The sequence below is a fragment of the Nocardiopsis sp. EMB25 genome (genome assembly GCF_026797795.1).
Classification (GTDB): Bacteria; Actinomycetota; Actinomycetes; order Streptosporangiales; family Streptosporangiaceae; genus Nocardiopsis; species Nocardiopsis lucentensis.
The window spans coordinates 2216268-2238122 of record NZ_JAMTDN010000001.1 but is presented as its reverse complement, the minus strand read 5'-3'; the positions used below and the strand labels follow the sequence as shown (position 1 = coordinate 2238122).

Genomic DNA, 21855 nt, shown 5'->3' with positions numbered 1-21855 from the left:
TAGGCAGGAGCCCATGGGCTACACCACCGACTTCACCGGACACGTCACCGTCACTCCGCCGCTCAACCCCCACGAGGTCGCCTACCTCAGGAAGTTCAACCGGACCAGGCGCATGGACCGCGAGCGCGGCCCCTACCACGTCGAGGGCAGCGGCTTCATGGGCCAGGGCGAGGACCCCGACATCCGCCGGTACAGCGGTCCCCCCGAGGGCCAGCCGTCCCTGTGGTGCGGGTGGACCCCCTCCGAGGACGGCACCCGCGTCCACTGGGACGGTGTGGAGAAGTTCCACGAGGCGGACGCGTGGATGGCCTACCTCATCGACCACTTCCTCAGGCTGGGCGCCCGCGCCGCCGCCTACGAGGGGCCGCACCGGCCCGCCGAGTTCGACCACTTCACGTTCGACCACACGGTCTCCGGGGTCATCCACGCCCAGGGTGAGGACCCCGAGGACCGGTGGGATCTGGTCGTCACCGACAACCGGGTCTCCTAGCCGCGGACCGGGCGGTGCCCGTCGAGGGACGCCGAATCCGCCGCCGCACGCCCCTCGACCCAGCCGTCCTCGCTGTGGGGGCCGCGCACGCGCGAATAGGTCAACTCCCCGAACGCCTCCTCGACGGCGGTCTCCACCTCGCGCTCCCGGGCGGCGAACAGCGGCACCAGGTCGGTGCCCGTCTCGGCCGCCGCGGCCGCCTCGGCGGCCCGGGCCGACTCCGCGAGCCGCTCACCCACGCGCACCGCGAACGCGGAGACGAACGACGCCCGAAAGTCCCGGCCCGCGGCCCGCCCCGACCGGTCACGCGCCGAGCCGCTGACCCGCATCGCGCTCTCCGCCTGCACCAGCAGCGACGTGAACATCAACTCGACCGCGTCCAGGTCGGCGTCGAACCCCATCACCGTGCACAGACCCAGCTCCCCGTGCCAGATCGCCCGGCAGTGGTTGGCCTCGGCGACCTCGTGCAGCAGGACGGCCTTGTGCTCGTCGTAGGGGGAGTCCACCGGCAGCCGCCGGGCCGCCGTCGCGGAGGCCGGTCCCCCGGACTCCTCCTCCAGCAGCGCCCGGTCGATGCTGTGCCGGGCCATCAACTCCTGGGCGCGGGCGCTCAACGCCTCCGCCTCGTGCGGGAACTCCGTCGACTCGGCCTTGGCCAGCAGGGCCCGCACCCTCTCCAACCGGGTGCGATCCACCGACGACGCCGTCCGAACCGGGGCCTGGCGGCCGGGCCGAAAGGCGCCCGGCGGCGGTCCCAGCGCCTGCACGGGCGCCAGGACCCGCAGGGCGGCCAGCACCCGCAGTACCAGCTCGACGACCTCGAACCTCAGCAGGCCGTGCTCGGCCCCCGCGTAGGCGAGGTACCCCTCGCCCCACTCCGGCGCCGTCCCCAGATCCCGCACCTGCGCGCTCCACCGGGGGTCCACCGCGGCCGGGGAGTACCGGCGGTGCTCGGCCACGATCGCGTCGGCGCACAGGGCCGCGGCCACGCGGCCGAGCTCCCGCCCGACCTGGCGCACCGTCTCGGCGGGCTGCCAGCCACGGGCCCACACCCCGGCCAGACCCCGGGTCAGGGCGTCCGTCACCGCCGACCCGGCGGCCTTCGCCCACTCCGGGTCCTCGACGTCGGCCAGACGTGCTGAGGCCAGGTCCACACCCCCGCCGTCGTCGCCCAGGACCAGGGCGTCGACGGCCCCGGTCACGACGTCGGCGGGGGAGTCCGCGGGCGCGGGACCCGCCCAGGCGTCGGTCCGCGGGGCCGAGGCGCGTCGCCGTCCGCGGTTCTTCTTGCCCACGGTGGTTCTCCCAGGTCGAGGTGGTGGTGGCCGACCCGCCATCCTAGTCGTGTTCGCCTTGGGCCCGCCGCTTCGCTTCGGCCCTGCCTCCCCCACCGGCCCGTGACACGCGCGAAACACGCCCGAAAGAGGCCCGCGCCGCACACGTGGACTCCATCCGCCCAGGTCCGACTTGGGGTCCGATGTTCCGCACGGAAAGCCGGAGCTTTCGTCCTGGAAGCACGCCGGAAACAATCACGGCGTAGCGTCGCGTGGCATCCACAGCCACCGAGGAGTCTCCATGCACCAGGGAACCGGATCCGCTGGCCGCGACGCCGCCCCGGGCGGCCGGGCGGAGGGGGCCCGCTGCCCCCTCGGCGGGTCGGGGGCACTGGCCCTGCACGACCCCGCCGCCGCGGACCTGCCCTGGGACCGGCTCCGGGACCACTACGGAGGCCTCGTGCCGGTCGAGATCAGCCCCGGCGTGCCCGGCTGGCTCCTCCTCGGCTACAAGGAGAACCTCCAGGTCCTACGCGACCAGACCTACTTCTCCGCCGACCCCCGACCCTGGAGCGCCTCCGGCACCGCGCCCGCGCGCACCGGCGCGCTCACCCACGACGGAGCGGAGCACCAGCGGCTGCGCACCCCCATCGTCGAAGCGCTCGCCCGGGTGGGCACGCCCCAACTCGTCCCGGTCGTGGAGCGCGCCGCCGTACGCCTGTTGGGCGCGGTCGCAGCCGACGGCCGCACCGACCTCATCGGCCGGTTCGCGGCGCCGCTGCCCGCGCTCGTGCTCAACGAACTCCTCGGCCTTCCGGACGCCTACGGGGGTCTGCTCGCCGACCTCACCACCCGTCTGTGGAGCGGTGACCCCGACCGCGCCGAACCCGCGTCGCTGGCCATCCGCGACTACTTCACGGGCCTGGTCGCCCGTAAGCGCGCCGAGCCGGGCGACGACCTCACCTCCCACCTCCTGGAACACCCCCACCGCCTCACCGACGACGAGGCGGTCGAGGCGCTCTCCCTGCTGTGGGAGACCGGGCACGAACCCACCACCCACCTCATCGGCAACGCTCTGCTCAAACTCTTGGAGGACCCCACCGTGTGGACCGCCTACCTGGGCGGCACCCTCACCCCGGAGGACTTCATCGACTACGTCATGTGGACCGACTCACCGATCAGCGTGCTCGCCGGGCGCTACTCCACCATGGACATCCGCTTCGCCGGAGCCCGTATCCGGCGGGGGGAGCCGCTGCTGTTCGGGTTCACCTCCGCGCACGGCGACCCCTCGGTGGTCCGAGGCGGGGACGATGCCATGGCGATGGCGGGCAACCGCTCCCACCTGTCCTGGGGCGCGGGGGCGCACCGGTGCCCGGCCACCGGCTTCGCCCGGGAGTTCGCGCGCACGGCCATCGACACGGTCGTGGACCGCCTGCGCGGTCTGGCGCTGACCGTCGACCCCGCCGAGCTGGCCTGGCGCGGCTCCCTGGCCGTGCACGGACTGGAGGCCCTGCCCGTGCGGTTCACCCCCACCGGGGAGCGCGCCGAGCCCGCCCCCGAGGAGCGGCCCGGGCCGCCCACCCGTACCCGCTGGATCCGCCGCAGGCGCCGACCGGCGCCCCAGGGTGCCCGCTACCAGGCGCCCCTGGCCCCCAAGGACGAGGAGGGGGAGCCCGAACCCGCCGTGCGCTCCGCGCCGGCGTCCAAACCCCGCTCCACCGCACCGCGCGCCGTCGGAGCGCGCTACCAGGCGCCGTTCGCCCAACCGGAGGCCGACGCACCCGACCCCCTCGAGCGGCTTCTGGCCACCTGGCGCCCGCGCGGATAGCGCCGTCCGTCGGACGGAAGGAGGCCCGGCGCGTCGGCACGGGAGCCGGGCCCGTCAGGGGCCGATGACCACCAGTTCGGGGTGGACCCCCTCGGGGTCGTCCAGCAGGGGCTGCTCCCCGCCGCGCAGGTGGTGGTCGAAGAAGGCCACACCGTAGGCGCGCACCAGGTCCAGCCCGCGCCCGACGGGGATGTCGCCGAACTGGGCGGCCCACTGCTCGGGGGTGAGGGCGCCGGTCAGCCCGAGCTGTTCCATGAGCACTCCCCGGTCGGTGCCGCTGGAGTGACCCGAACCCTCCAGCCGGATCCACTGCCGCCAGCCCGACAGCCGGGGCCACATCTGGTCCACTCCATGCCACCGGTTCCCCTGGTCGTTCTCGATCAGGGCCAGCGGCTTGTCCACTCCCTCGTCCACGGCGGGCGCGTAGTACGGTCCGTCGAGGTTGATCCCGGCGTCCACGCGCTCCTCCGCCCGCAGGGTCTCGGCGGTGGCGGTGCCGCCCCACGAGTGTCCGACCATCCCGACCCGGTCGGCGTCGATCACCCGTGACCACCGCCAGGCCGGATCGGAACCGGTGAGCCGGTCGAGGAGGAACGACACGTCCTCGGCCCGGTTGACCGCGCCCAGCGCCCACTCCCCGGACCGGCACCCCGTGCACTCGGTGACCAGGCGGTCGGGGAACTCCACGGGCGCCGCCTCGTGGGCGTGGTCCACACCGGCCGCGACGAACCCGTGGCTGGCCAGCTCCTCCGCCAGCGCCGACATCTGGGTCCGGCTCAATCCCGCCCCGGGCGAGAGCACGACCAGGGGGAACCCGCCGTCGCGGAGGAACGCGGGCGGGACGCCCGACCGCGCGTTCGTCCGGATCCGGTGCAGGGTGTCGGCGGGCAGGTCCAGACCCAGCCCCTCGACCGTGGCCGCCGACTCCGCCTCGGTCATGTAGGGCGCCGGCCGCCCCACGTCGGCGCGGGCCGGGTACCACAGGGTCACCATCAGCTCGCGGGGTCCGCCCGCCCACACGTCCTCCCGCTCCTCGTCCACCAGGTGCAGGACGGTGGTGCCCACGGGACGGTCCCCGGTGGGTTCGGGCAGGAAGGCCGGCGGCGCCGTGGCCGGGTGGTCGTGGTCGGAGTCGGCCGCCACGGCACCGGCCGAGGCGGAGGAGACCAGGGTCAGGGCGGCGGCCAGGGTGAGCGCGGCTCCGGCGCGGATCACGCGTGCGGTCGCCTGACGCACGGCGGCGCCGGATTCGGTGGAGGGGTGCAAGGGACCGTCCCGTCATGGTCGCGATCGTGTCCCGAACACACTAGGAACGGCGACCACCACCCCACCATGGGGGAGTCCCCGGGGCCTTCCGGGCGTCTCCCCGAGCCGCGGGGTGGGGCCAGCACCACCACACCCCTGACGACCAGTGCTCTCACACCACGGGGTTCGCCGACGAGCGGCTCTGGGGGTGCCGTCGACGCGGGTGACGAACGGGGTGATTCGGACGGGGCTCCCCGGGCGCCCGCGCGCGGGCTCACGGTAGTCGGGTCCACCGCGGCGCGGATCGGCTCGCGGCCCGGCTCACTCCTGGCGCCGACGTATCCTGTCGGCGAACTCCTCGGCCTTGAGCAGCCGGGACAGCTCCTCCCGCCGGGGCACGGACGAGCGGTCGTCGTCGGCCGCCAGCGCGGGGTCGGGGATCTCCTGCCGGACCTCGGCGTCGATGCCCAGGACGTCGTGGTCCTCGATCTCCTCGATGCGGTGCCCGTAGGGGTGATCGAGAAGGAACTCGGCCACGGCACTGTCCTGGTCGGCCGCGCCCACGTCCATCACGGCATCCACGTCGTCGATGTCGGCTGAGCCGTCCACCGTGAAGTCTTCGGGTTGCTCCGTCACCGGCGGCCCCCTCGCGTTCGCTCCCTCTACCTCGATCATGCCTGGTCGGAGCGGGGGATTCCAGTCATGGCCGCCGGAGATCCGTAGTGGCGGCGGACGTCGGAGCGCGGACGCGGCCGTGGGACGCTAGAGACGCCGCACGCGCGGCCCCGGCACGCCGACCGAACACGGCGCGGCCGGTCCACGGATCACACGGACGACGAGGAGCGACCGGATGCCTGGCAGTACGACCTCCCACGGCGCGGCGGACACCGGGGAACGGGCCCGACCCGCCACCCCGCTGGACCGGCGGGGGGAGTGGGCCGCCCTGGGCGAGCACCGTACCCGGTTCGGTGACACCCACCTACGCGACCTTTTCGCCGACGACCCCGAACGCGCGCGGCGGTTCGCGCTGGACGTCGGCGACCTGCACGTCGACTACTCCCGCAACCTCGTGACCGACGAGACCCTGCGCCTGCTCACCGCCCTGGCCGACGCCACCGGTGTGGCCGACCTGCGTGACGCCATGCTGCGCGGAGACCACGTCAACCTCACCGAGGACCGCGCCGTCCTGCACACCGCCCTGCGCGCGCCCCGAGGGGCGGTCGTCGAGACCGACGGGCGCGACGTCGTCCCCGACGTCCACCGTGTCCTGGACCGGATGGCGGCCTTCGCCGAGCGCGTGCGCTCCCGGGAATGGCTCGGCCACACCGGTCAGAGCGTCCAGCGCGTGGTCAACATCGGCATCGGCGGCTCCGACCTGGGCCCCGCCATGGCCTACGAGGCCCTGCGCCCCTACACCGACCGCGGTCTGGAGTTCCGCTTCGTCTCCAACGTGGACGGCACCGACCTGCACGAGGCGCTCATCGACGCCGACCCCGCCCGCACGCTGTTCGTCGTCGCCTCCAAGACCTTCACCACCGTCGAGACGATCACCAACGCCACCGCCGCGCGCGCGTGGCTGGCCGACGGGCTCGGCGTGGACACCGGCAGCGACGCCGTCGCCAAGCACTTCGTCGCGGTCTCCACCAACGCCGAGGCGGTGGCCGGGTTCGGCATCGACACCGCCAACATGTTCGAGTTCTGGGACTGGGTCGGCGGCCGCTACTCCTACGACTCGGCGATCGGCCTGTCCCTGATGGTGGCGCTGGGCCCGGACGCCTTCCGTGAGATGCTCGCCGGGTTCCATCTCATGGACGAGCACTTCGCGACCGCGCCGCCCGCCCGCAACCTGCCCTTCCTGCTCGGCCTGCTGGGCGTGTGGTACGGGTCCTTCTTCGACGGTCACAGCCACGCGGTGCTGCCCTACAGCCACCACATGTCGAAGTTCGCCGCCTACCTCCAACAGCTGGACATGGAGTCCAACGGCAAGTCGGTCCAGCGCGACGGCCGGCCCGTCGCCTGGCAGACCGGACCGATCGTGTGGGGCACCCCCGGCACCAACGGCCAGCACGCCTACTTCCAGCTCCTGCACCAGGGCACCCGGTTCGTGCCCGCCGACCTCATCGGCTTCGCCAACCCCGCCCCCGACCTGCCCCCGGCCCTGGTTCCCCAGCACGACCTGCTCATGGCCAACCTGTTCGCCCAGGGGCAGGCGCTCGCCTTCGGACGGACCGCGCGGGAGGTCGAGGCGGAGGGCGTGTCCGCCGACCTGGTCCCGCACCGCACGTTCGCGGGCAACCACCCCACGACCACGATCCTGGCCGACCGGCTGAGCCCGTCGGTACTCGGCCAGCTGGTCGCCCTCTACGAGCACAAGGTGTTCGTGCAGGGCGCGGTGTGGAACGTCAACTCCTTCGACCAGTGGGGGGTGGAGCTCGGCAAGGTCCTGGCCAGGCGGGTCGAGCCCGCCCTGACCGAGGGCGCCGACGTCCCCGGTCTGGACGCCTCCACGGCCGCCCTGGTGCGGCGGTACCGGGCGCTGCGCGGCCGCTAGCGGGTCGGCGACCGCTCCGGCGCGCCGTCCGCCGGGGCGGTCCCGGTACGCTCGGGGCCTACTGGGCGGGGCCGCGCAGGAGATCCGACGACGCGGCCTCCGGGGAGGGGCGAACGTGCGCGCTGGAGTTCATGGGTTCGGGGCGCTGATCCTGGTCGGCGCGGTCGCGGGCTGCGCGTCGACGTTCGGCGGGGGAGGGGTCTGCACGGAGATCGGCGTCCCGGTGGGCGTGTCCCTGGATGTGGCGCCCTCGGACGCGGCGGGGGCGCGGTCCGCCGAGGTGGAGGTGTGCTGGGACGGGCGGTGCCGCGGCTCCGAGGTCGAGCTGTCGGAGTCGACCGAGAGCGTCGACGAGGGCTGCGAGGACGGGGCGTGCACCGCGCGGTCCGTTCCCACCGGAGGGCGGCACGGTTTCGCGTTCGTCGACGCCCTTCCGACCGACCCCGTGGAGGTGGGCGTCGTGCTTCTGGGAGACGGCGGGACGGAGCTGTTCACCGGCACGACCACCGTCACCCCCCAGATGCTGGAGGCCAACGGTCCGGGCTGCGCAGAGGGCGGCCCGCAGGCGGGTGTGGTGGTGGAGGACGGCACCCTCCGGGAGCGGTGAGCGGACCAACACGCCGCCGGTCGTTCCCCCGGGCGCCGCGTGGCCGGTGCCACGCGTGAGGTGAGGGATCGCCGGTGCCGGTGTCCGCGGGGCGGGCGGGAAACTCCCTTGCCCACCCCCACCCTCCCCGGTTAATCTGCGATCGACATGCGTAACTGACATCGAGACCGACCGCCGGGCGCGCGGGGCTCGCCCCTCCAGGGGCTGGAGCCGGACCCCGCCCGGCGTGGCCACGTTCCCAGCAGCCGTGGTGCGGTCTCGATGTCGACGACCTCCGTCGTCCCTCGCGGCCGCCCCGGGCGCCGCCGCGCGCATCGAGACCCACCCCTTTGACGAAGGGTGGTTCCCTGTGACCTTCGAAGCCGAAGCCCCGACGCTTCCGCGCGGCTCGGCCGTGCTCACCGCACGCGATCTGGCCAAGTCCTACGGGGCGCGTGTCGTCCTGGACGGGGTGAGCCTCGACGCGGCCCCCGGCCAGAGGCTCGGTCTGGTGGGGGAGAACGGCGCGGGCAAGTCGACCCTGCTCCGCCTGCTCTGCGGGGTGGAGGAACCCGACGCCGGAACCGTCTCGCGCCCGGCCGACACCGGTTTCCTGCACCAGGAACTGCCGTACGGGCCCGACACGACCCTGGCCGAGGTGGTCGCCGGGGCCCTCGAACCCGTGCGCGCGGTCGAGCGCCGCCTGGCCGCCAGCACCGCCGCACTGGACGCCGACCCCCTCGACGACCGGGTTCTGCGCGAGTACGGCGAGGTCCTCACCGAGGCGGAACGCCTGGATGTGTGGGACGCCGACCGGCGGGCGGAGGTGGTCGTGGCGGGCCTGGGCCTGTCCGGGATCGGCCCGGACCGTCCCGTCGGCCGGATGTCCGGCGGCCAGCGCTGCCGTCTGGGGCTGGCCGCCCTGCTGATCCGCCGCCCCGGCGCCCTACTGCTGGACGAGCCGACCAACCACCTGGACGACCGGGCGCTGGAGTTCCTGGAGGAGTACCTGTGCGGACTCCCCGGCCTGGTCGTGCTGGCCAGCCACGACCGCGTGTTCCTGGACGCCGTGTGCACCGGCCTGATGGACCTGGACCCGGCGGTGGAGGGCCCCGTCCTCTACGGCGGCGCCTACTCCCACTACCTACGGGAGAAGCGCCTGGAGCGCGAGCGCTGGGAACAGCGCCACCAGTGGGAGCAGGGCGAGCTCAAGCAACTGCGGGAGGCGGTGCGCACCACGGCGCGCCAGGTCGCCCACGGGCGCGGCCCCAGGGACAACGCGAAGATGGCCTACGACTACAAGGGCGGCCGGGTGGACAGGCAGGTCTCGCGCCGCGTCCGCGACGCCCGCGACCGCCTGGAGACGCTGGAGCGCGACCAGGTGCGCAGACCGCCGCGCCCGCTGCGCTTCGCCGGATCCCTGACCAGGGACCCCGGCACGGAGGGCGGCGCCGCTCTGTCCGTCCGTGACCTGGTGGTCCCGGGCCGGCTGCGGCTGGACCGGCTCGACCTGCCCGGTGACGGGCGGCTCCTGGTCACCGGCCCCAACGGAGCGGGCAAGTCCACGCTGCTGTACGCGCTGGCGGGCCGGCTGCGGCCGGCCTCGGGGCGGGTGGACCCGCGACGGGGCACCACGCGGGCCCTGCTCGAACAGGACGTGGTCTTCCCCGATCCGACGCGCACGCCGCGATCGCTGTACGAGGAGCGGCACGGGGCCGGATCCGACGCGCCGCGTCTGGGCGAACTGGGACTGGTCGCCCCGCGTGACCAGGACCGGCCGGTGGGGGAGTTGAGCGTGGGCCAGCGGCGACGCCTGGCGCTCGCCCTGTTGGTGGGCCGTGCCCCGGACGTCCTGTTGTTGGACGAGCCGACCAACCACCTGTCGCTGGCGCTGGCCGAGGAGTTGGAGGAGGCGCTGGGGTCGGCCCCCGGAGCCGTGGTCGTGGCCTCACACGACCGGTGGCTGCGCCGCCGTTGGGAGGGGGCGGTCCTGCGGTTGGCCGACGGCGGGGTGGACTCCGCCGCGTGACCGGCCGCCCTTCCACGGGTCGGGCCCCGCGGTTCGCGGAGCCCGACCCGTTCCGTGCGGTCATTCGGCCGAGCTGAATGAATCTACGTCGTAAAGGTGGCTGACGGGTGCCGCCTCCACCGCCGCCCCCAGCAGACCGCCGCGCACCGCGACACCCCCGACGGCGCGGCCGCTGGAAAACCCGCGCACGCCTCGGGCAGTCTGTCCGTAGTCGTTCGACCACAGACAGAGAGCAAGGTGGGCATGGCCGCGCCGTTGGACGCGCCGGAGTCGTCCCAGCACGCCGAACCCGAGGAAGTCGTCGCCCGGGGGACCGACACCGCGAGCAGGTCGCTGCGCCAGATCGCCTGGCGGCGCTTCCGCAAGGACAAGGCCGGGATGGCGGGTGGGATCACCGTCGTCGTGCTCATCCTCGTCGCCCTGTTCGCCCCCCTGCTCACCGCCTGGTTCGGGTACCCGCCCAACCAGTTCAACCAGAGCCTGGTCGACCCCCTCACCGGCGGCGTCCTGCTGGACCCCGCACAGCCCGAACTCGGCCTCGACCCGTGGGGCGGCATCAGTCTCGACCACCTGCTCGGCGTCGAGCCCGTCAACGGCCGCGACCTGTTCAGCCGCATCGTCTACGGGGCGCGGACCTCACTGCTCGTCGCCACGGTCGCGACCGCGCTGTGCGTCGTCATCGGCACCGTCCTCGGTATCACCGCGGGGTACTTCGGCGGCTGGATCGACACCGTCATCAGCCGGGCCATGGACATCTTCCTGGCCTTCCCCCTGCTGCTCTTCGCCATCGCCCTGGTCGGCGTCATCCCCGACGGCGCCTTCGGACTGACCGGGAACAACCTGCGCATCGGCGTCCTGGTGTTCATCATCGGGTTCTTCAACTGGCCCTACATCGGCCGCATCGTCCGCGGCCAGACCCTCACCCTGAAGGAACGGGAGTTCGTGGAGGCCTCCCGGAGCCTGGGGGCGGGCAGCGCCCACATCGTCTTCCGCGAGATCCTGCCCAACCTCGTCACCCCCATCCTCGTCTACTCCACCCTGCTCATCCCCACCAACATCCTCTTCGAGGCCGCCCTGAGCTTCCTCGGTGTCGGCATCAACCCGCCCATGGCCACCTGGGGCGGCATGCTCGACAACGCCCTGCGCTTCTACACCACATCACCGCACTTCGTCATCGTGCCGGGCCTGGCCATCTTCATCACCGTTCTGGCCTTCAACCTCTTCGGCGACGGCCTACGAGACGCCTTCGACCCCCGCTCCTCCGACTGACGGGTCCCCGAACCCGGCGCCCCCACGTTCCCGACCCCGGGCCGTGCTCCCGACGAGCCCGACAGGCAACCGACCAGGAGGCAAGGTGACCACCCACCACACAAGGACCGCGACACCGCACCGGAGGCGTCGTCGACGGGCGCTCGCGCCCATGGCCGTCGCGACGACGGCGGCGCTGATGCTGGCCGCGTGCGGCGGCGACGGAGGCGGCGTGAGCGAGGTGTCCGGCGCCGAGTTCAACGCCGGTGAGACGAGCATCGTCAACCCCTCGGACGCCACCGGCGGCACCCTGCGCTACGCCATCTCCTCCGACTTCGACTCACCCGACCCGGGCAACACCTACTACGCGTTCAGCTGGAACTTCTCCCGCTACTACGCGCGCACGCTGCTCACCTACACCGAGGCGCCGGGGGAGGAGGGCACCGAGCTCCAGCCCGACCTGGCCGAGGCGATGCCCGAGCCCAACGAGGACGCCACCGAGTGGACCGTGCGCATCAAACCGGGCCTCAGGTACGAGGACGGCACGGAGATCACCGCCCGCGACATCAAGTACGCGATCGCGCGCAGCAACTTCGGTCCCCAGGCCCTGCCCAACGGCCCCAAGTACTTCCAGGGTCTGCTGGCCGACAGCGAGGACTACGAGGGTCCCTACGCGGGTGACGGCGACCCGCTGGAGGGCTTCGACGGCATCGAGACCCCCGACGACCACACCCTCGTCTTCCGTCTCAACAAGAGCTTCTCGGAGTTCCCGTACGTGCTCATCCAGCCGCAGACGGCGCCCGTCCCGCCGGACGCCGACCGCGGCGAGCAGTACCAGAGCCACGTCGTCTCCTCGGGGCCCTACAAGTTCGACGGGGACTACCGTCCGGGCGTGTCCCTCAACCTGGTCCGCAACGAGGAGTGGGACGCCGCCACCGACCCGACCCGCCGGGCCCTGCCCGACCGGATCGAGGTGCGCATCGGCGTCGACCAGAACGAGATCGACCAGCGCCTCGTCAACGGGGAGCTCGACGTGGACCTGGCCGGGAGCGGGGTCGGGCCCGCGATGAAGGGCACGCTCATCACGGACGACGCCGAACGCCCCAACCTCGACAACCCGCAGACCAACACCCTGCGCTACGTCAACGTCAACACCGTCGTCGAGCCCCTCGACGACCTGGCCTGCCGCCAGGCGGTGCTCTACGCCGCCGACCGCGACTCCCTGCAGCGCGCCTGGGGCGGGAACACCGGAGGCGACATCGCCACCCAGATCATGCCCGCCGCCCTGCCGGGGGCCGACCCCGAGATGGACCTCTACCCGTCCGAGGACGACAAGGGCGACCTGGACATGGCACGGCAGAAGCTGGAGGAGTGCGGTCAGCCCGACGGCTTCTCGACCGCCATCGGCGCCCGCGCCGACCGGCCCTCGGACGTGGCCACCGCCGAGGCGCTCCAGCAGTCCCTGTCACGGGTGGGGATCGACGCGGAGATCAAGCAGTACCCGTCGGACACCTACACCAACACCCAGGCGGGGTCGCCGGACTTCGTGCACGCCAACGACCTGGGGCTGACCGTCTACGGCTGGGCTCCGGACTGGGCCAGCGGCTACGGGTTCATGAGCAAGATCCTGGACGGGGACGCCATCCGGGAGGCGGGCAACGCCAACATCTCCGAGCTCGACGACCCACAGATCAACGAGTGGTTCGACGAGGTCGTCACGATCGAGGACCCGCAGGAGCGCGCCGAGATCTACCGCCGGATCGACGAGCGGGCGATGGAGCAGGCCGCGATCCTGCCGGTGGTGTTCGAGCGGACGGTGCTGTACCGGCCGCCGAACCTGACCAACGTGTACTACCACGCGGGCTACTCGATGTACGACTACATGTCCCTGGGCACGACGAGGGAGTGACCCCGCGGTGACCGGGTGAGTGGACCGCCGTCCCGGCCAGCAGCGGCCGGGACGGCGGTCTCTGTCAGTGGGTCTCGACGCCCGCGACGAACGCGCGCCACTCGCGGGCCTCGAAGAGGATGTGGAGGGCGTCGGGGTACTTGGAATCGCGCATCGCGACGTGGCGGGGGAGGTGCGCCGCCTCGACGCAGTGCGTTTCTGAGCCGCTGTAGCTGCTCTTGAACCAGCTCGGATCCGACACTGCAATTTCGACGCAGTCCGTGTGTGATCCGCTGTAGCTGCTTTTGAACCACACGGCGGTTGAGGGGGCCTTCATCAGGTCACAGGTCCTTGTACTCGTCGGCGATGGTCGCGATGAACTCAATTGAATCACTCGGGCTGAGAGCGCTGTCTCTCAGCTTGACGAGATCTCGAAGGTAGACGTCTGTGTCCGCTGGTTCGTCAAGGAACATGGCCGACGTCTTGTGCTCCAGGTGGACGATGCGGCGTGCCTTGGGGAACTCCAACATCAGGAACGACCCGTCGAGGCCCACGTAGCTTCCCTGGGTGAAGGGGACGACTCGGATGGTGATGTTGGGACGCTTGGCCTCAGTGATTAGCTTGCCCAGTTGATCGGCCATGACCGAACGTCCTCCGACACAGCGACGGAGTGCGGCCTCGTCGATGATCGCTTCGAATGTGGGAGGGTTTGGCCTGGAGAGCAGGGCTTGGCGTCCGATGCGTGTCACGATTCGGGTTTCAGCTTGCTGAGGGGGAATCTCAGCAGCAGTCATGATGGCCCGGATGTAGTCAGGCGTCTGGAGAAGTCCCGGCACGTTTCGGAGTGTGAAGTTCGTGATCGTCGTTGCCTGGGTTTCGAAGGTGATCAGCGAACTGAGAAGTCTGGGGAGCCCTGGGTCTCCGGTCTCCCACCAGCCGGGCTTGTCCGCTTCTCGGGCCAGGCTGACGAGGCGTTCACGGACGTCGCGGGGCGCCTCGTAGATCATCAGTAGGGCGGCGACCTCCTCGGACGTCACACCCCGGTGGCCGGTCTCGATCCGGCTGACGGTGGCCACGGACCACCCCATCCGCTCACCGACCTTGGTGAGTGGGAGTTTGGCCTGCTTTCGCAGCTCCTTGAGCTCCGCTCCGAGTCCTCGGGCACGCACGGTCGCCTTCTTGGGCACGCGAACCTCCTTCCTTGACTGAGGATGCCAGAGACCAGTCTGCTCACAGAAAGTTATCCACAGATCACTTGACTTCTTTTCAGTAACGTCTAATCTTTACTGTAAAGCATGTGGCGTGAATCACAAAATGCCCATATCGGGCATTGGTGTGCAGGTTGGCCACGTGCCCCCTCGATCGCTCTGCGGAGGAACGATGGAACACAAGTCGATCTCGGCCGTCCTGGCGGAGAACGCCCTCGACGACGCGGTGACCGCGATGTGCCTGGAGTCCAGGCCCCGCCTCTTCGCCCTGGCCAGGATGGACTACGAGGTCGAGGATGCCGAGATCATCGCCTGGCTGCTGGTCTGGGACGAGCGGATCGTCGTGCAGCGGTGCGGCTTCCGCAACGTGAACAGCTACGAGACCCGCGCGGACTTCATGGCGGTGTACGGGCCGAGGCTGGAGAACCGGACGTACAAGCTCGTGTCGATGGACGGTCGCCCCATGTCGGACGGCATCCCCCGCCGGGACACGATCGGGTAGCCACGCGTGAAACGCCCCCAAACAAGCGGAACCGGTTCGGCCCTAAACGAAGTAGGGCCGAACCGGTCTGAATTCGAGCCTATCCCCTTCGTGCCGCGAACGTCCCGCCCGGGGCGGGACGTTCGCCGATCCACTCATCACGCAGAACCGCCCACACCTCGCTGTCATGGCGCACACCCTCGACCGCGAACGCCTGCCGCAGCGTCCCCTCCCGACGCATCCCGAGCCGCTCGGCGATCGCCCGCGTCTCCGCGTTGGCCGGGCTCGTGCGCATCTCGACTCGGTACAGGCCGCGCGTCCGTAGCGCCCAGTCGGTCATCGTCCACAACGCGCGCGTGGCCAGCCCCCTGCCCCGTGCGCGCGGAACCACCCACACCCCGACCTCGCACACGCCGAGCCGCGCGTCGAAACTCCGGAACAGCGCCCCGCCGACCAGTTCACCACCCTCCCAGATCCCGAGGTAGCGGCCGGTGTCGTGCGCCTGCCGGTCGGCGTAGTCTTGGAGGAGGCGGCGTGCACTGGGCAGGTCGACGACCCGATGTGCGAGGTGGGTCCACGCCGCCAGTCGTTCGCGCGCGGAATCCACACAGCTCAGCAGCTCACCGGCGTTCCACGGCTCCAACGGGCGGAGTTCGGCCTCGTCATCCAGCCAGTACGAGAACACGGATTCCCCTCCATCCGCTCACGCGGTGCGCGTGACCGGGAAGACGCGGACGAGATCGGCGTAGACCGAGGCGGCCTCGGTCGCGGGAACAGGGCGACCGAAGTGCTCCGCGAACACGTCGCGTCCGTCGTCCCCCGGTCCTGTGGCAAGCACGTCCAGGATCTCCGGAACCTTCGCGGCGAGGAACGTCCCCTCCTTGCTCGGAATCGCGTTGCGCAGGGAGAAGAACGACACCGGGGGCGGCGTCATCGGCTCCCCCTTGCTGTCGGTGAGCCGAACGCCGATCCAGAAGCGGCCGATCATGAGCTGAACCGGCGCGTACAGGTTGCGTGCCACCCACGCGGGCCACTGCATCAGCCGTCGTGCGGAGCCCTCGTCGTCGGGGCCGAGGACCGCGACGTTGCGGCAGGCCAGCGGCCCCGAGCCCCGACGCTCCCGACGAAGGAGTTCGGCGGTGTCGACCAGCGTCGCGAACAGGTCGGCCTCGTCGCCCGGCTGCGCCTCCACGGCCGTCCAGGTCGTCAGGCCCTTGTCGACGGAGGGGCCGAGGTAGGGGCAGCGGCGGATCATGTCGCGCTGGTGTTCGGCCAGGCCCGGGTGGATGTCGCCGGGGTTCGTGGTCCCGGTGGAGAGGTGACGGATCAAGGTGTCCCTCGCTGTTCGTCTCACGGAGGCGGGGCGGCGAAGGACCGCCACCCCGCCCGGTCCGACGCCGCGTACGGGCGGCGATTGGATCAGTCGTCCTCGTCGTTGGTGGTCGGGGTGCAGTCCCACGCGGTGACGAACGGGACGCCGTTCAGGTAGTCGCGGCGGAGCGCGGTGTCGACGGAGCCGTCAGCGGCGGCGAACCAGACGGCGGGGAGCCTGCCGAACCGCTCGTGGTACGCGGCGATCCAGGACGGCGTGCCGCTGCCCGCGTCCGGCCGGTGGCCGACGCCGTGGCCGACCGCCTGACGGCAGAGCGTCTCGTACTCGGGGGTGCCGAGCAGGCGGTGCCACTCGGCGTCGATATAGGCGGAGAACATCTCGGGGGCTCGCTCCGCGGTTTCGGCGATGGTGAAGAACCTCGCCAGCTCCGTTCGGGCGGCCTCGGGGGTGACGTGGTCGGTGGGGGAGGAGGTTTCGAGCATGGCCACGGGCGTTGCTCCCTTCCTCATCCGTCTCCGGGGGCCTTCCTCGGAGACGGATGACCGTTGCCACCTTCGACTATCCATATGATTCAGTGATTAGTCAAGAGAATGCGTGAATAAATGAATAATCGCAGGTAAGGGTGTTCTGATTCGGCTTGGTTTGTCCTAGGAGTCGTAGTCCCGAGCGATGCGGGACAGGTGTTCCCGTGCGTCGTCGTTCAGTGCGGCGCTCTGCTTCCAGGAGTCGAAGAGGTCCACGTAGCGCTTGATGTCGGTGGGTTCGGTGAACGAGATCGTTGCGGTCTTGAGGCCGACGGTGACGAGGCGGTCGTCGAAGATCTCGAATCCGTGCAGCGGGGCTTCCTCGACTTCGGCGGACCACGGGATGATTCCGACCGTCACGTTCGAGAGAGTCGACAGCGAAGCGATGTGGTGGAGCTGCGCGGCCATGACGGGGTTCGGTGCCAACCGCCAGCGAAGAGCCTGTTCCGTCAGGATGAAGGTGAACGACTTGTCCTGGTCGTAGAGGACGTTCTGGCGTTGTTGCAGAGCGCGCATCGCGGCGACGAGTTTCTCGCCCTCCAGGGTGAAGCCGTAGATCCGTCGTGTGAACTCCGCCGTTTGCAGCAGCCCCGGGACGGTCGAGGGTTGGAAGTAGCGCAGTACCGACGTGTCGGCCTCCACCCTGCCGATCTGGAGCTGCTTGAGGTGTGAGCCGCCGCCCTTTCTGATCGATCGACTTGACTCGACGGTCCGATGCAGTGACTCGGTGAGGGCCTGAAGCTCATCGCGCTCGCCAGGGGACAGCCCGTAGATCGAGCAGAGCGTGTCAAGGTCGTCCAGGCCAGGGGTCTGGACCGCGTTCTCCAACCGGCTGATCTTCGGTTGGCTCATACCGGCGCGGCGGGCCGCTTCCACACCGGTGAAGCCTGCGGTCAGGCGCGCTCGTTTCAGCGCCTGGCCGAGGCGTTTGCTGTCGTTCTCATGAGCGCTCATTAGCGCATCAGCTTACGACCGATCGCTGCGGAACTCCGGATGCGCGGCCCAGTACTCGGCGAACGGCACCGCGACGGACAGGGCCGCGTCACGGGCCGCCTGGTACTTGGGCAGGTCTGCGGCGGGAGCCTCGTCAGCGTGGAGATAACGCCCCTCGTCGTCGTACCGGAGGAGGATCACCTGCTTGTCGTCGAAGATCCAGAAGTCGTGGTCGAGCACCTCAGGCGGCTTTTCGACCTCAGCGGTGTCCAGGATGCCCACCTCCTGCCCGTACTGGGTGGAGACCACGTATCCCCACTCGCACTCGAAGCGCAGGTACTCGGTCAGGGGACTCGTCACGACGTGGACCTTGTGCCAGCGCTTGCCGCCGTTGATCTCGCGGCGCATGAACTCCAGCCACTCACGGGTGGAATCCTCGATGTGCAGCGGCTCTCCGGCCTTGTAGCGGCGCAGTCGCTCCTTCTCGGAGTCGACGAGGTACTGGGGGAGCGTCTCCAGTCGGAACGCCGAGTGCTCGAACTCGTCGAACATCTTGACGAACTCTTCGCGGGACAGACGTCGCATCAGGGGGCACCTTCGACCAGCTTCGCGGGGACCTCGACCACGCTCTCTCCGGCAGGGACGTTGAGCTCGGCGAGGACCTGGGGGTCTGTGACGACGTAGCCCTGGACGAGGTACGTGTCATGGTTGGTTCGGTAGAGCGTGGGGCAATCTGGCTCGGGGTCGCACGCACCGCGCACTCGGGTGACCTTCACCAGTTTTCCTCCTGGAGATTCGGCTATCTCTGAATATCCAGGAGGCAAGTGAATACGTCAAGAGCGCAAGGTGACCGCATGTGGACACCCTGTATCGACGGTCGAGGTTCCCTCGGTCGTGAGAATCCTCTGGTGCGCCGGGTCAGGGCTCGTGGTCGAGCCCCTCGGCGTGGAAGCAGACCGGGCAGGTGATGTGGCGGGCCGGATCGGGCATCTCGCTCTGTCCCGGGCTCGCGGCCCGGCGGACCTCCACCGGAGTCTCGTGCGCGTGCTCAAGGCACACCCCGGCTCCGCACCTCATGCACACCGCGACGGCGGAGACGGCCTGTCCCTTGCGGGCGCAGTCGTAGCACTCCACGTCCGTCACCTCCTCATCCCCCGTCAGCCGCGTGACGGGAACCCCCTAGTTCCTCGCATGCCCTCCTGGCACCCGGTCACACCTCGGGTCCCGACCGACGCGACCACGGTGCGCATACGTGATCACATGAACACGTTCCGCTAGCGTGATCCCGTGGACACGCCCTCGACCAGAGGGTTCACCACGGCCCCGGCCGCACACGCCGTGGTCGCCCCCGCCGCCGGAGTCCCCGTCGAGAGAGCGCGCCTTGCTGACCTACATCCTGCGCCGCCTGGGCGCCGGTCTCCTGTTGCTCGCCGTGGTCACGATGGTCACGTTCGCCATCTTCTACGTGGTGCCCCGCTGGGCGGGCCGCACCACCGAGCAGCTGGCCACCATGTACGTCGGCCGCGCACCCACCCCGGAGGCGATCCAGGCGACCATCGAACGGCTGGGGCTGGACCGGCCGATCGCCGTCCAGTTCTGGGAGTTCGTCAAAGGGATCTTCGTCGGTGCCGAGTACCAGTTCGGCAGGGACGTCGTCGAGTGCCCGGCGCCGTGCCTGGGCTACTCCTTCCAGACCTACCAGCCGGTCTTCACCGAGATCGTCCACCGCCTTCCGGTGACCGTCTCCCTGGCGATCGGCGCGGGCGTCATCTGGTTGGTCGGCGGGATCGCCGTCGGGGTGGTCTCGGCCGTGTGGAAGGGCAGCGTCTTCGACCGGATCGCCATGGGCGTGGCGCTCGCCGGGGTGTCCCTGCCGATCTTCTTCACCGGCCTGCTGGCGTTGGCCTTCCCCGTGCACGCGTGGGACTGGTTCCCCACACCGCGCTACGTGCCCCTGGTCCAGGACCCGGCGGCGTGGGCGGTGGGCCTGTTCCTCCCGTGGCTGACCCTGGCGTTCCTGCACGCCGCCATGTACGCGCGCCAGACCCGTGCGGGCATGCTGGAGAGCCTCGGCGAGGACTACATCCGCACCGCCCGGGCCAAGGGGCTCAGTGAACGCAGGGTGGTGCTCAAGCACGCGCTGCGGCCCACGCTGACCCCGATCGTCACGATCTTCGGCCTCGACCTGGGCCTGGTGCTCGGCGGCGCGGTCCTGACCGAGCAGGTGTTCTCCCTCAACGGCATCGGCCGGTACGCGGTCCAGGCGATCACCCAGAGCGACCTGCCGGTGATCCTGGGGGTGACCCTGGTCGGGGCGTTCTTCATCGTGGTCGCCAACCTGGTCGTGGACCTGGTGTACCCGCTCATCGACCCCCGTGTCCGCATCCACGACTAGACCCCGAGCGACGAAGAGGCCATCCGATGAGCGAGACTCCGCCCGAACCCACCGAGCCCGTCGTCCGGGTGGACGACCTGCGGGTGACGTTCCCGACGATGGACGGTGACGTCCACGCGGTGAAAGGGTTGTCCTTTGAGGTGCCCCGTGGGGGCGCCCTGGGCATCGTGGGGGAGTCGGGCTCGGGTAAGAGCGTGACGTCGCTGGCGTTGATGGGGTTGCACCGGGGCAGCCGGGCGAGGATCACCGGGTCGATCGAGGTGGCGGGCCAGGACGTGGTGGCCGCTTCGGACCAGCGGCTGCGGCGGATGCGCGGCAACGACATCGCGATGGTGTTCCAGGACCCGATGCAGTCGTTGCACCCGCAGTACACGATCGGCAACCAGCTGATCGAGGCGTACCGGATCCACCATCCCAAGGCGGGCAAGGCGCAGGCGCGCCGGCGGGCGATCGAGTCGTTGGAGCGGGTGGGGATCCCGGATCCGGCCAGGCGGATCAACTCCTACCCCCATGAGTTCTCCGGGGGGATGCGTCAGCGTGTGGTGATCGCGATGGGGTTGATGTGCGATCCCAAGGTGTTGTTGGCCGATGAGCCGACCACCGCGTTGGATGTGACGGTCCAGGCCCAGGTGTTGGATCTGTTGGACGAGTTGCGCACCGATCTGGACATGGGGTTGATCCTGGTCTCGCATGATCTGGCGGTGGTGGCCGGGTCGGTGGACCAGGTCGTGGTGATGCGTCATGGTGTGGCGGTCGAGCGCGGGGACGTGCGTACGGTGCTGGCCGATCCTGAGCATCCCTACACGCGGGGGTTGTTGGCGGCGGTGCCGCGGGTGGAGGTCTCCCGGGCCCAGCGGCGGGCGGCCGACCGCGCCGACCGCGCCGCCAGGGACAAGGGCGACCGGACCGCCGAATCCGCGGCTCAGGCCGCGGAGAGGGAGCGCGAGCCGGCCGAGGCGCAGCCCCCACTCCTCGCCCGGGTGGAGGATGTGGCGCAGTGCTTCAAGGTCCGTGGTGGGCTGTGGGGCCGGTCCTCGGACTTCTGGGCGGTCAAGGGGGTCTCCTTCGACCTGTACAAGGGTGAGACGCTGGGGGTCGTGGGTGAGTCGGGGTCGGGTAAGTCGACCCTGTCGCGGATGGTGATGCGGCTTTTGGAGCCGACCCGGGGCCGGGTGGAGTTCGAGGGCCGCGACATCACGCACATGTCGGAGCGGGCGTTGCGTCCGTTGCGTCGGGATGTGCAGATGGTGTTCCAGAACCCGTATTCGTCGTTGAACCCGCGGGTGACGGTGGGGGACGCGATCGGTACGGCGTTGCGGGTGCAGGGGGAGCGTGACGGTAGGAAGATCCGGCGTCAGGTGCAGGCCTTGTTGGAGCGGGTGGGGTTGGAGCCCGATCACTACAACCGGTTCCCGCACGCGTTCTCGGGGGGTCAGCGGCAGCGGATCGCGATCGCGCGGGCGTTGATCCTCAAGCCGAAGTTGATCATCTGTGATGAGCCGGTCTCGGCGTTGGACGTGTCCACGCAGGATCAGGTGCTCAAGTTGTTGTCGGAGTTGCAGGACGATTTCGCCTTGACCTACATCTTCGTGGCGCATGATCTGGCGGTGGTGCGGCAGGTCTCGGACCGGGTCGCGGTGATGCGCAAGGGTGAGATCGTGGAGATGGGCGACAGCGACAGCGTGTACGAGGATCCGCGGAGCGAGTACACGCGTCAGTTGTTGGCGGCGGCGCCGGTGTTGGACGCCGACGAGGCCAGACGCCACCGCGCCGAACGCCTCCGCCTGCGCGGGAACGGCGGCTGACCCGGCGAGCGCGCCGGGGCCGGACCCGGGGACGGCG

22 protein-coding genes and 1 pseudogene are annotated in these 21855 nt (G+C 70.6%); 10 read left to right on the top strand and 13 right to left on the bottom strand.

Annotation, left to right across the window (positions count from 1 at the left end):
* The first annotated feature begins 13 nt into the window (after window positions 1-13).
* Window positions 14-490: a hypothetical protein gene (locus KIK06_RS09670; RefSeq protein ID WP_268642878.1), complete on the top strand. Its 477-nt coding sequence runs from the start codon at window positions 14-16 to the stop codon at window positions 488-490.
* Here the strand turns inward: KIK06_RS09670 and KIK06_RS09665 are convergent.
* Window positions 487-1785 (bottom strand): DUF2786 domain-containing protein, encoded by a 1299-nt coding sequence (locus KIK06_RS09665; protein WP_268642877.1) that lies wholly within the window; start codon window positions 1783-1785, stop codon window positions 487-489. The two genes, KIK06_RS09670 and KIK06_RS09665, sit on opposite strands and share 4 nt — an antisense overlap.
* Before the next feature lie 280 nt (window positions 1786-2065).
* Here KIK06_RS09665 and KIK06_RS09660 point away from each other — a divergent pair, with 280 nt between their 5' ends.
* Complete coding sequence (locus KIK06_RS09660; protein WP_268642876.1) at window positions 2066-3592, top strand: cytochrome P450; 1527 nt, start codon at window positions 2066-2068, stop codon at window positions 3590-3592.
* A gap of 54 nt (window positions 3593-3646) precedes the next feature.
* Here KIK06_RS09660 and KIK06_RS09655 read toward each other — a convergent pair whose 3' ends face one another.
* Window positions 3647-4858: an alpha/beta hydrolase family protein gene (locus KIK06_RS09655; RefSeq protein WP_268642875.1), complete on the bottom strand. Its 1212-nt coding sequence runs from the start codon at window positions 4856-4858 to the stop codon at window positions 3647-3649.
* A 300-nt stretch (window positions 4859-5158) separates the two neighbouring features.
* Window positions 5159-5473, bottom strand: coding sequence for a hypothetical protein (locus KIK06_RS09650; protein ID WP_017599915.1), 315 nt, complete (start codon window positions 5471-5473; stop codon window positions 5159-5161).
* 214 nt (window positions 5474-5687) lie between these two features.
* Here KIK06_RS09650 and pgi point away from each other — a divergent pair, with 214 nt between their 5' ends.
* The 5 genes from pgi to KIK06_RS09625 all read left to right on the top strand — a co-directional run bounded on the left by pgi (window position 5688) and on the right by KIK06_RS09625 (window position 13160).
* Window positions 5688-7388: a glucose-6-phosphate isomerase gene (pgi, locus tag KIK06_RS09645; protein WP_268642874.1), complete on the top strand. Its 1701-nt coding sequence runs from the start codon at window positions 5688-5690 to the stop codon at window positions 7386-7388.
* A 115-nt stretch (window positions 7389-7503) separates the two neighbouring features.
* Entirely contained in the window at window positions 7504-7995 is a 492-nt protein-coding gene (locus KIK06_RS09640) for a hypothetical protein (protein WP_268642872.1), read from the top strand.
* A gap of 349 nt (window positions 7996-8344) precedes the next feature.
* On the top strand, window positions 8345-10003 hold the full coding sequence (locus tag KIK06_RS09635) for an ABC-F family ATP-binding cassette domain-containing protein (protein ID WP_268642871.1): 1659 nt from the start codon (window positions 8345-8347) through the stop codon (window positions 10001-10003).
* Window positions 10004-10246: 243 nt separating this feature from the next.
* Window positions 10247-11272: an ABC transporter permease gene (locus KIK06_RS09630; RefSeq protein ID WP_017599919.1), complete on the top strand. Its 1026-nt coding sequence runs from the start codon at window positions 10247-10249 to the stop codon at window positions 11270-11272.
* 151 nt (window positions 11273-11423) lie between these two features.
* Window positions 11424-13160, top strand: coding sequence for an ABC transporter substrate-binding protein (locus KIK06_RS09625; RefSeq protein WP_268642870.1), 1737 nt, complete (start codon window positions 11424-11426; stop codon window positions 13158-13160).
* A 64-nt stretch (window positions 13161-13224) separates the two neighbouring features.
* Here KIK06_RS09625 and KIK06_RS09620 read toward each other — a convergent pair whose 3' ends face one another.
* The 3 genes and pseudogenes from KIK06_RS09620 to KIK06_RS09615 form a co-directional block, all read right to left on the bottom strand.
* The gene (locus KIK06_RS09620; RefSeq protein ID WP_327084681.1) at window positions 13225-13401 is read right to left on the bottom strand and encodes a DUF397 domain-containing protein; all 177 of its coding nucleotides are present in this window, start codon (window positions 13399-13401) and stop codon (window positions 13225-13227) included.
* Window positions 13402-13476 (bottom strand): annotated as a pseudogene (locus KIK06_RS29260) (DUF397 domain-containing protein); the annotation flags it as partial.
* A 4-nt stretch (window positions 13477-13480) separates the two neighbouring features.
* On the bottom strand, window positions 13481-14326 hold the full coding sequence (locus KIK06_RS09615) for a helix-turn-helix domain-containing protein (RefSeq protein WP_268642867.1): 846 nt from the start codon (window positions 14324-14326) through the stop codon (window positions 13481-13483).
* Window positions 14327-14519: 193 nt separating this feature from the next.
* Here KIK06_RS09615 and KIK06_RS09610 point away from each other — a divergent pair, with 193 nt between their 5' ends.
* Entirely contained in the window at window positions 14520-14849 is a 330-nt protein-coding gene (locus KIK06_RS09610) for a hypothetical protein (RefSeq protein WP_017599923.1), read from the top strand.
* Between the two features lie 79 nt (window positions 14850-14928).
* Here KIK06_RS09610 and KIK06_RS09605 read toward each other — a convergent pair whose 3' ends face one another.
* The 7 genes from KIK06_RS09605 to KIK06_RS09575 form a co-directional block, all read right to left on the bottom strand.
* Window positions 14929-15513: a GNAT family N-acetyltransferase gene (locus KIK06_RS09605; RefSeq protein ID WP_268642866.1), complete on the bottom strand. Its 585-nt coding sequence runs from the start codon at window positions 15511-15513 to the stop codon at window positions 14929-14931.
* Window positions 15514-15531: 18 nt separating this feature from the next.
* Window positions 15532-16158, bottom strand: coding sequence for a hypothetical protein (locus KIK06_RS09600; RefSeq protein ID WP_268642865.1), 627 nt, complete (start codon window positions 16156-16158; stop codon window positions 15532-15534).
* An 89-nt stretch (window positions 16159-16247) separates the two neighbouring features.
* Complete coding sequence (locus tag KIK06_RS09595; protein WP_268642864.1) at window positions 16248-16649, bottom strand: hypothetical protein; 402 nt, start codon at window positions 16647-16649, stop codon at window positions 16248-16250.
* Window positions 16650-16808: 159 nt separating this feature from the next.
* Window positions 16809-17639 (bottom strand): helix-turn-helix domain-containing protein, encoded by an 831-nt coding sequence (locus KIK06_RS09590; RefSeq protein ID WP_268642863.1) that lies wholly within the window; start codon window positions 17637-17639, stop codon window positions 16809-16811.
* Window positions 17640-17651: 12 nt separating this feature from the next.
* The gene (locus KIK06_RS09585; protein ID WP_268642862.1) at window positions 17652-18203 is read right to left on the bottom strand and encodes a DUF6879 family protein; all 552 of its coding nucleotides are present in this window, start codon (window positions 18201-18203) and stop codon (window positions 17652-17654) included.
* Complete coding sequence (locus KIK06_RS09580; RefSeq protein WP_268642861.1) at window positions 18203-18394, bottom strand: hypothetical protein; 192 nt, start codon at window positions 18392-18394, stop codon at window positions 18203-18205. Before KIK06_RS09580 ends, KIK06_RS09585 begins: the two co-directional genes overlap by 1 nt.
* 142 nt (window positions 18395-18536) lie before the next feature.
* Window positions 18537-18761, bottom strand: a complete 225-nt coding sequence (locus KIK06_RS09575; RefSeq protein ID WP_268642860.1) for a DUF2180 family protein — start codon at window positions 18759-18761, stop codon at window positions 18537-18539.
* A gap of 238 nt (window positions 18762-18999) precedes the next feature.
* Here KIK06_RS09575 and KIK06_RS09570 point away from each other — a divergent pair, with 238 nt between their 5' ends.
* Both KIK06_RS09570 and KIK06_RS09565 read left to right on the top strand, forming a co-directional pair.
* On the top strand, window positions 19000-20013 hold the full coding sequence (locus KIK06_RS09570; RefSeq protein WP_017599931.1) for an ABC transporter permease: 1014 nt from the start codon (window positions 19000-19002) through the stop codon (window positions 20011-20013).
* A gap of 26 nt (window positions 20014-20039) precedes the next feature.
* Window positions 20040-21818, top strand: coding sequence for an ABC transporter ATP-binding protein (locus tag KIK06_RS09565; protein ID WP_268642858.1), 1779 nt, complete (start codon window positions 20040-20042; stop codon window positions 21816-21818).
* Window positions 21819-21855 lie beyond the last annotated feature (37 nt).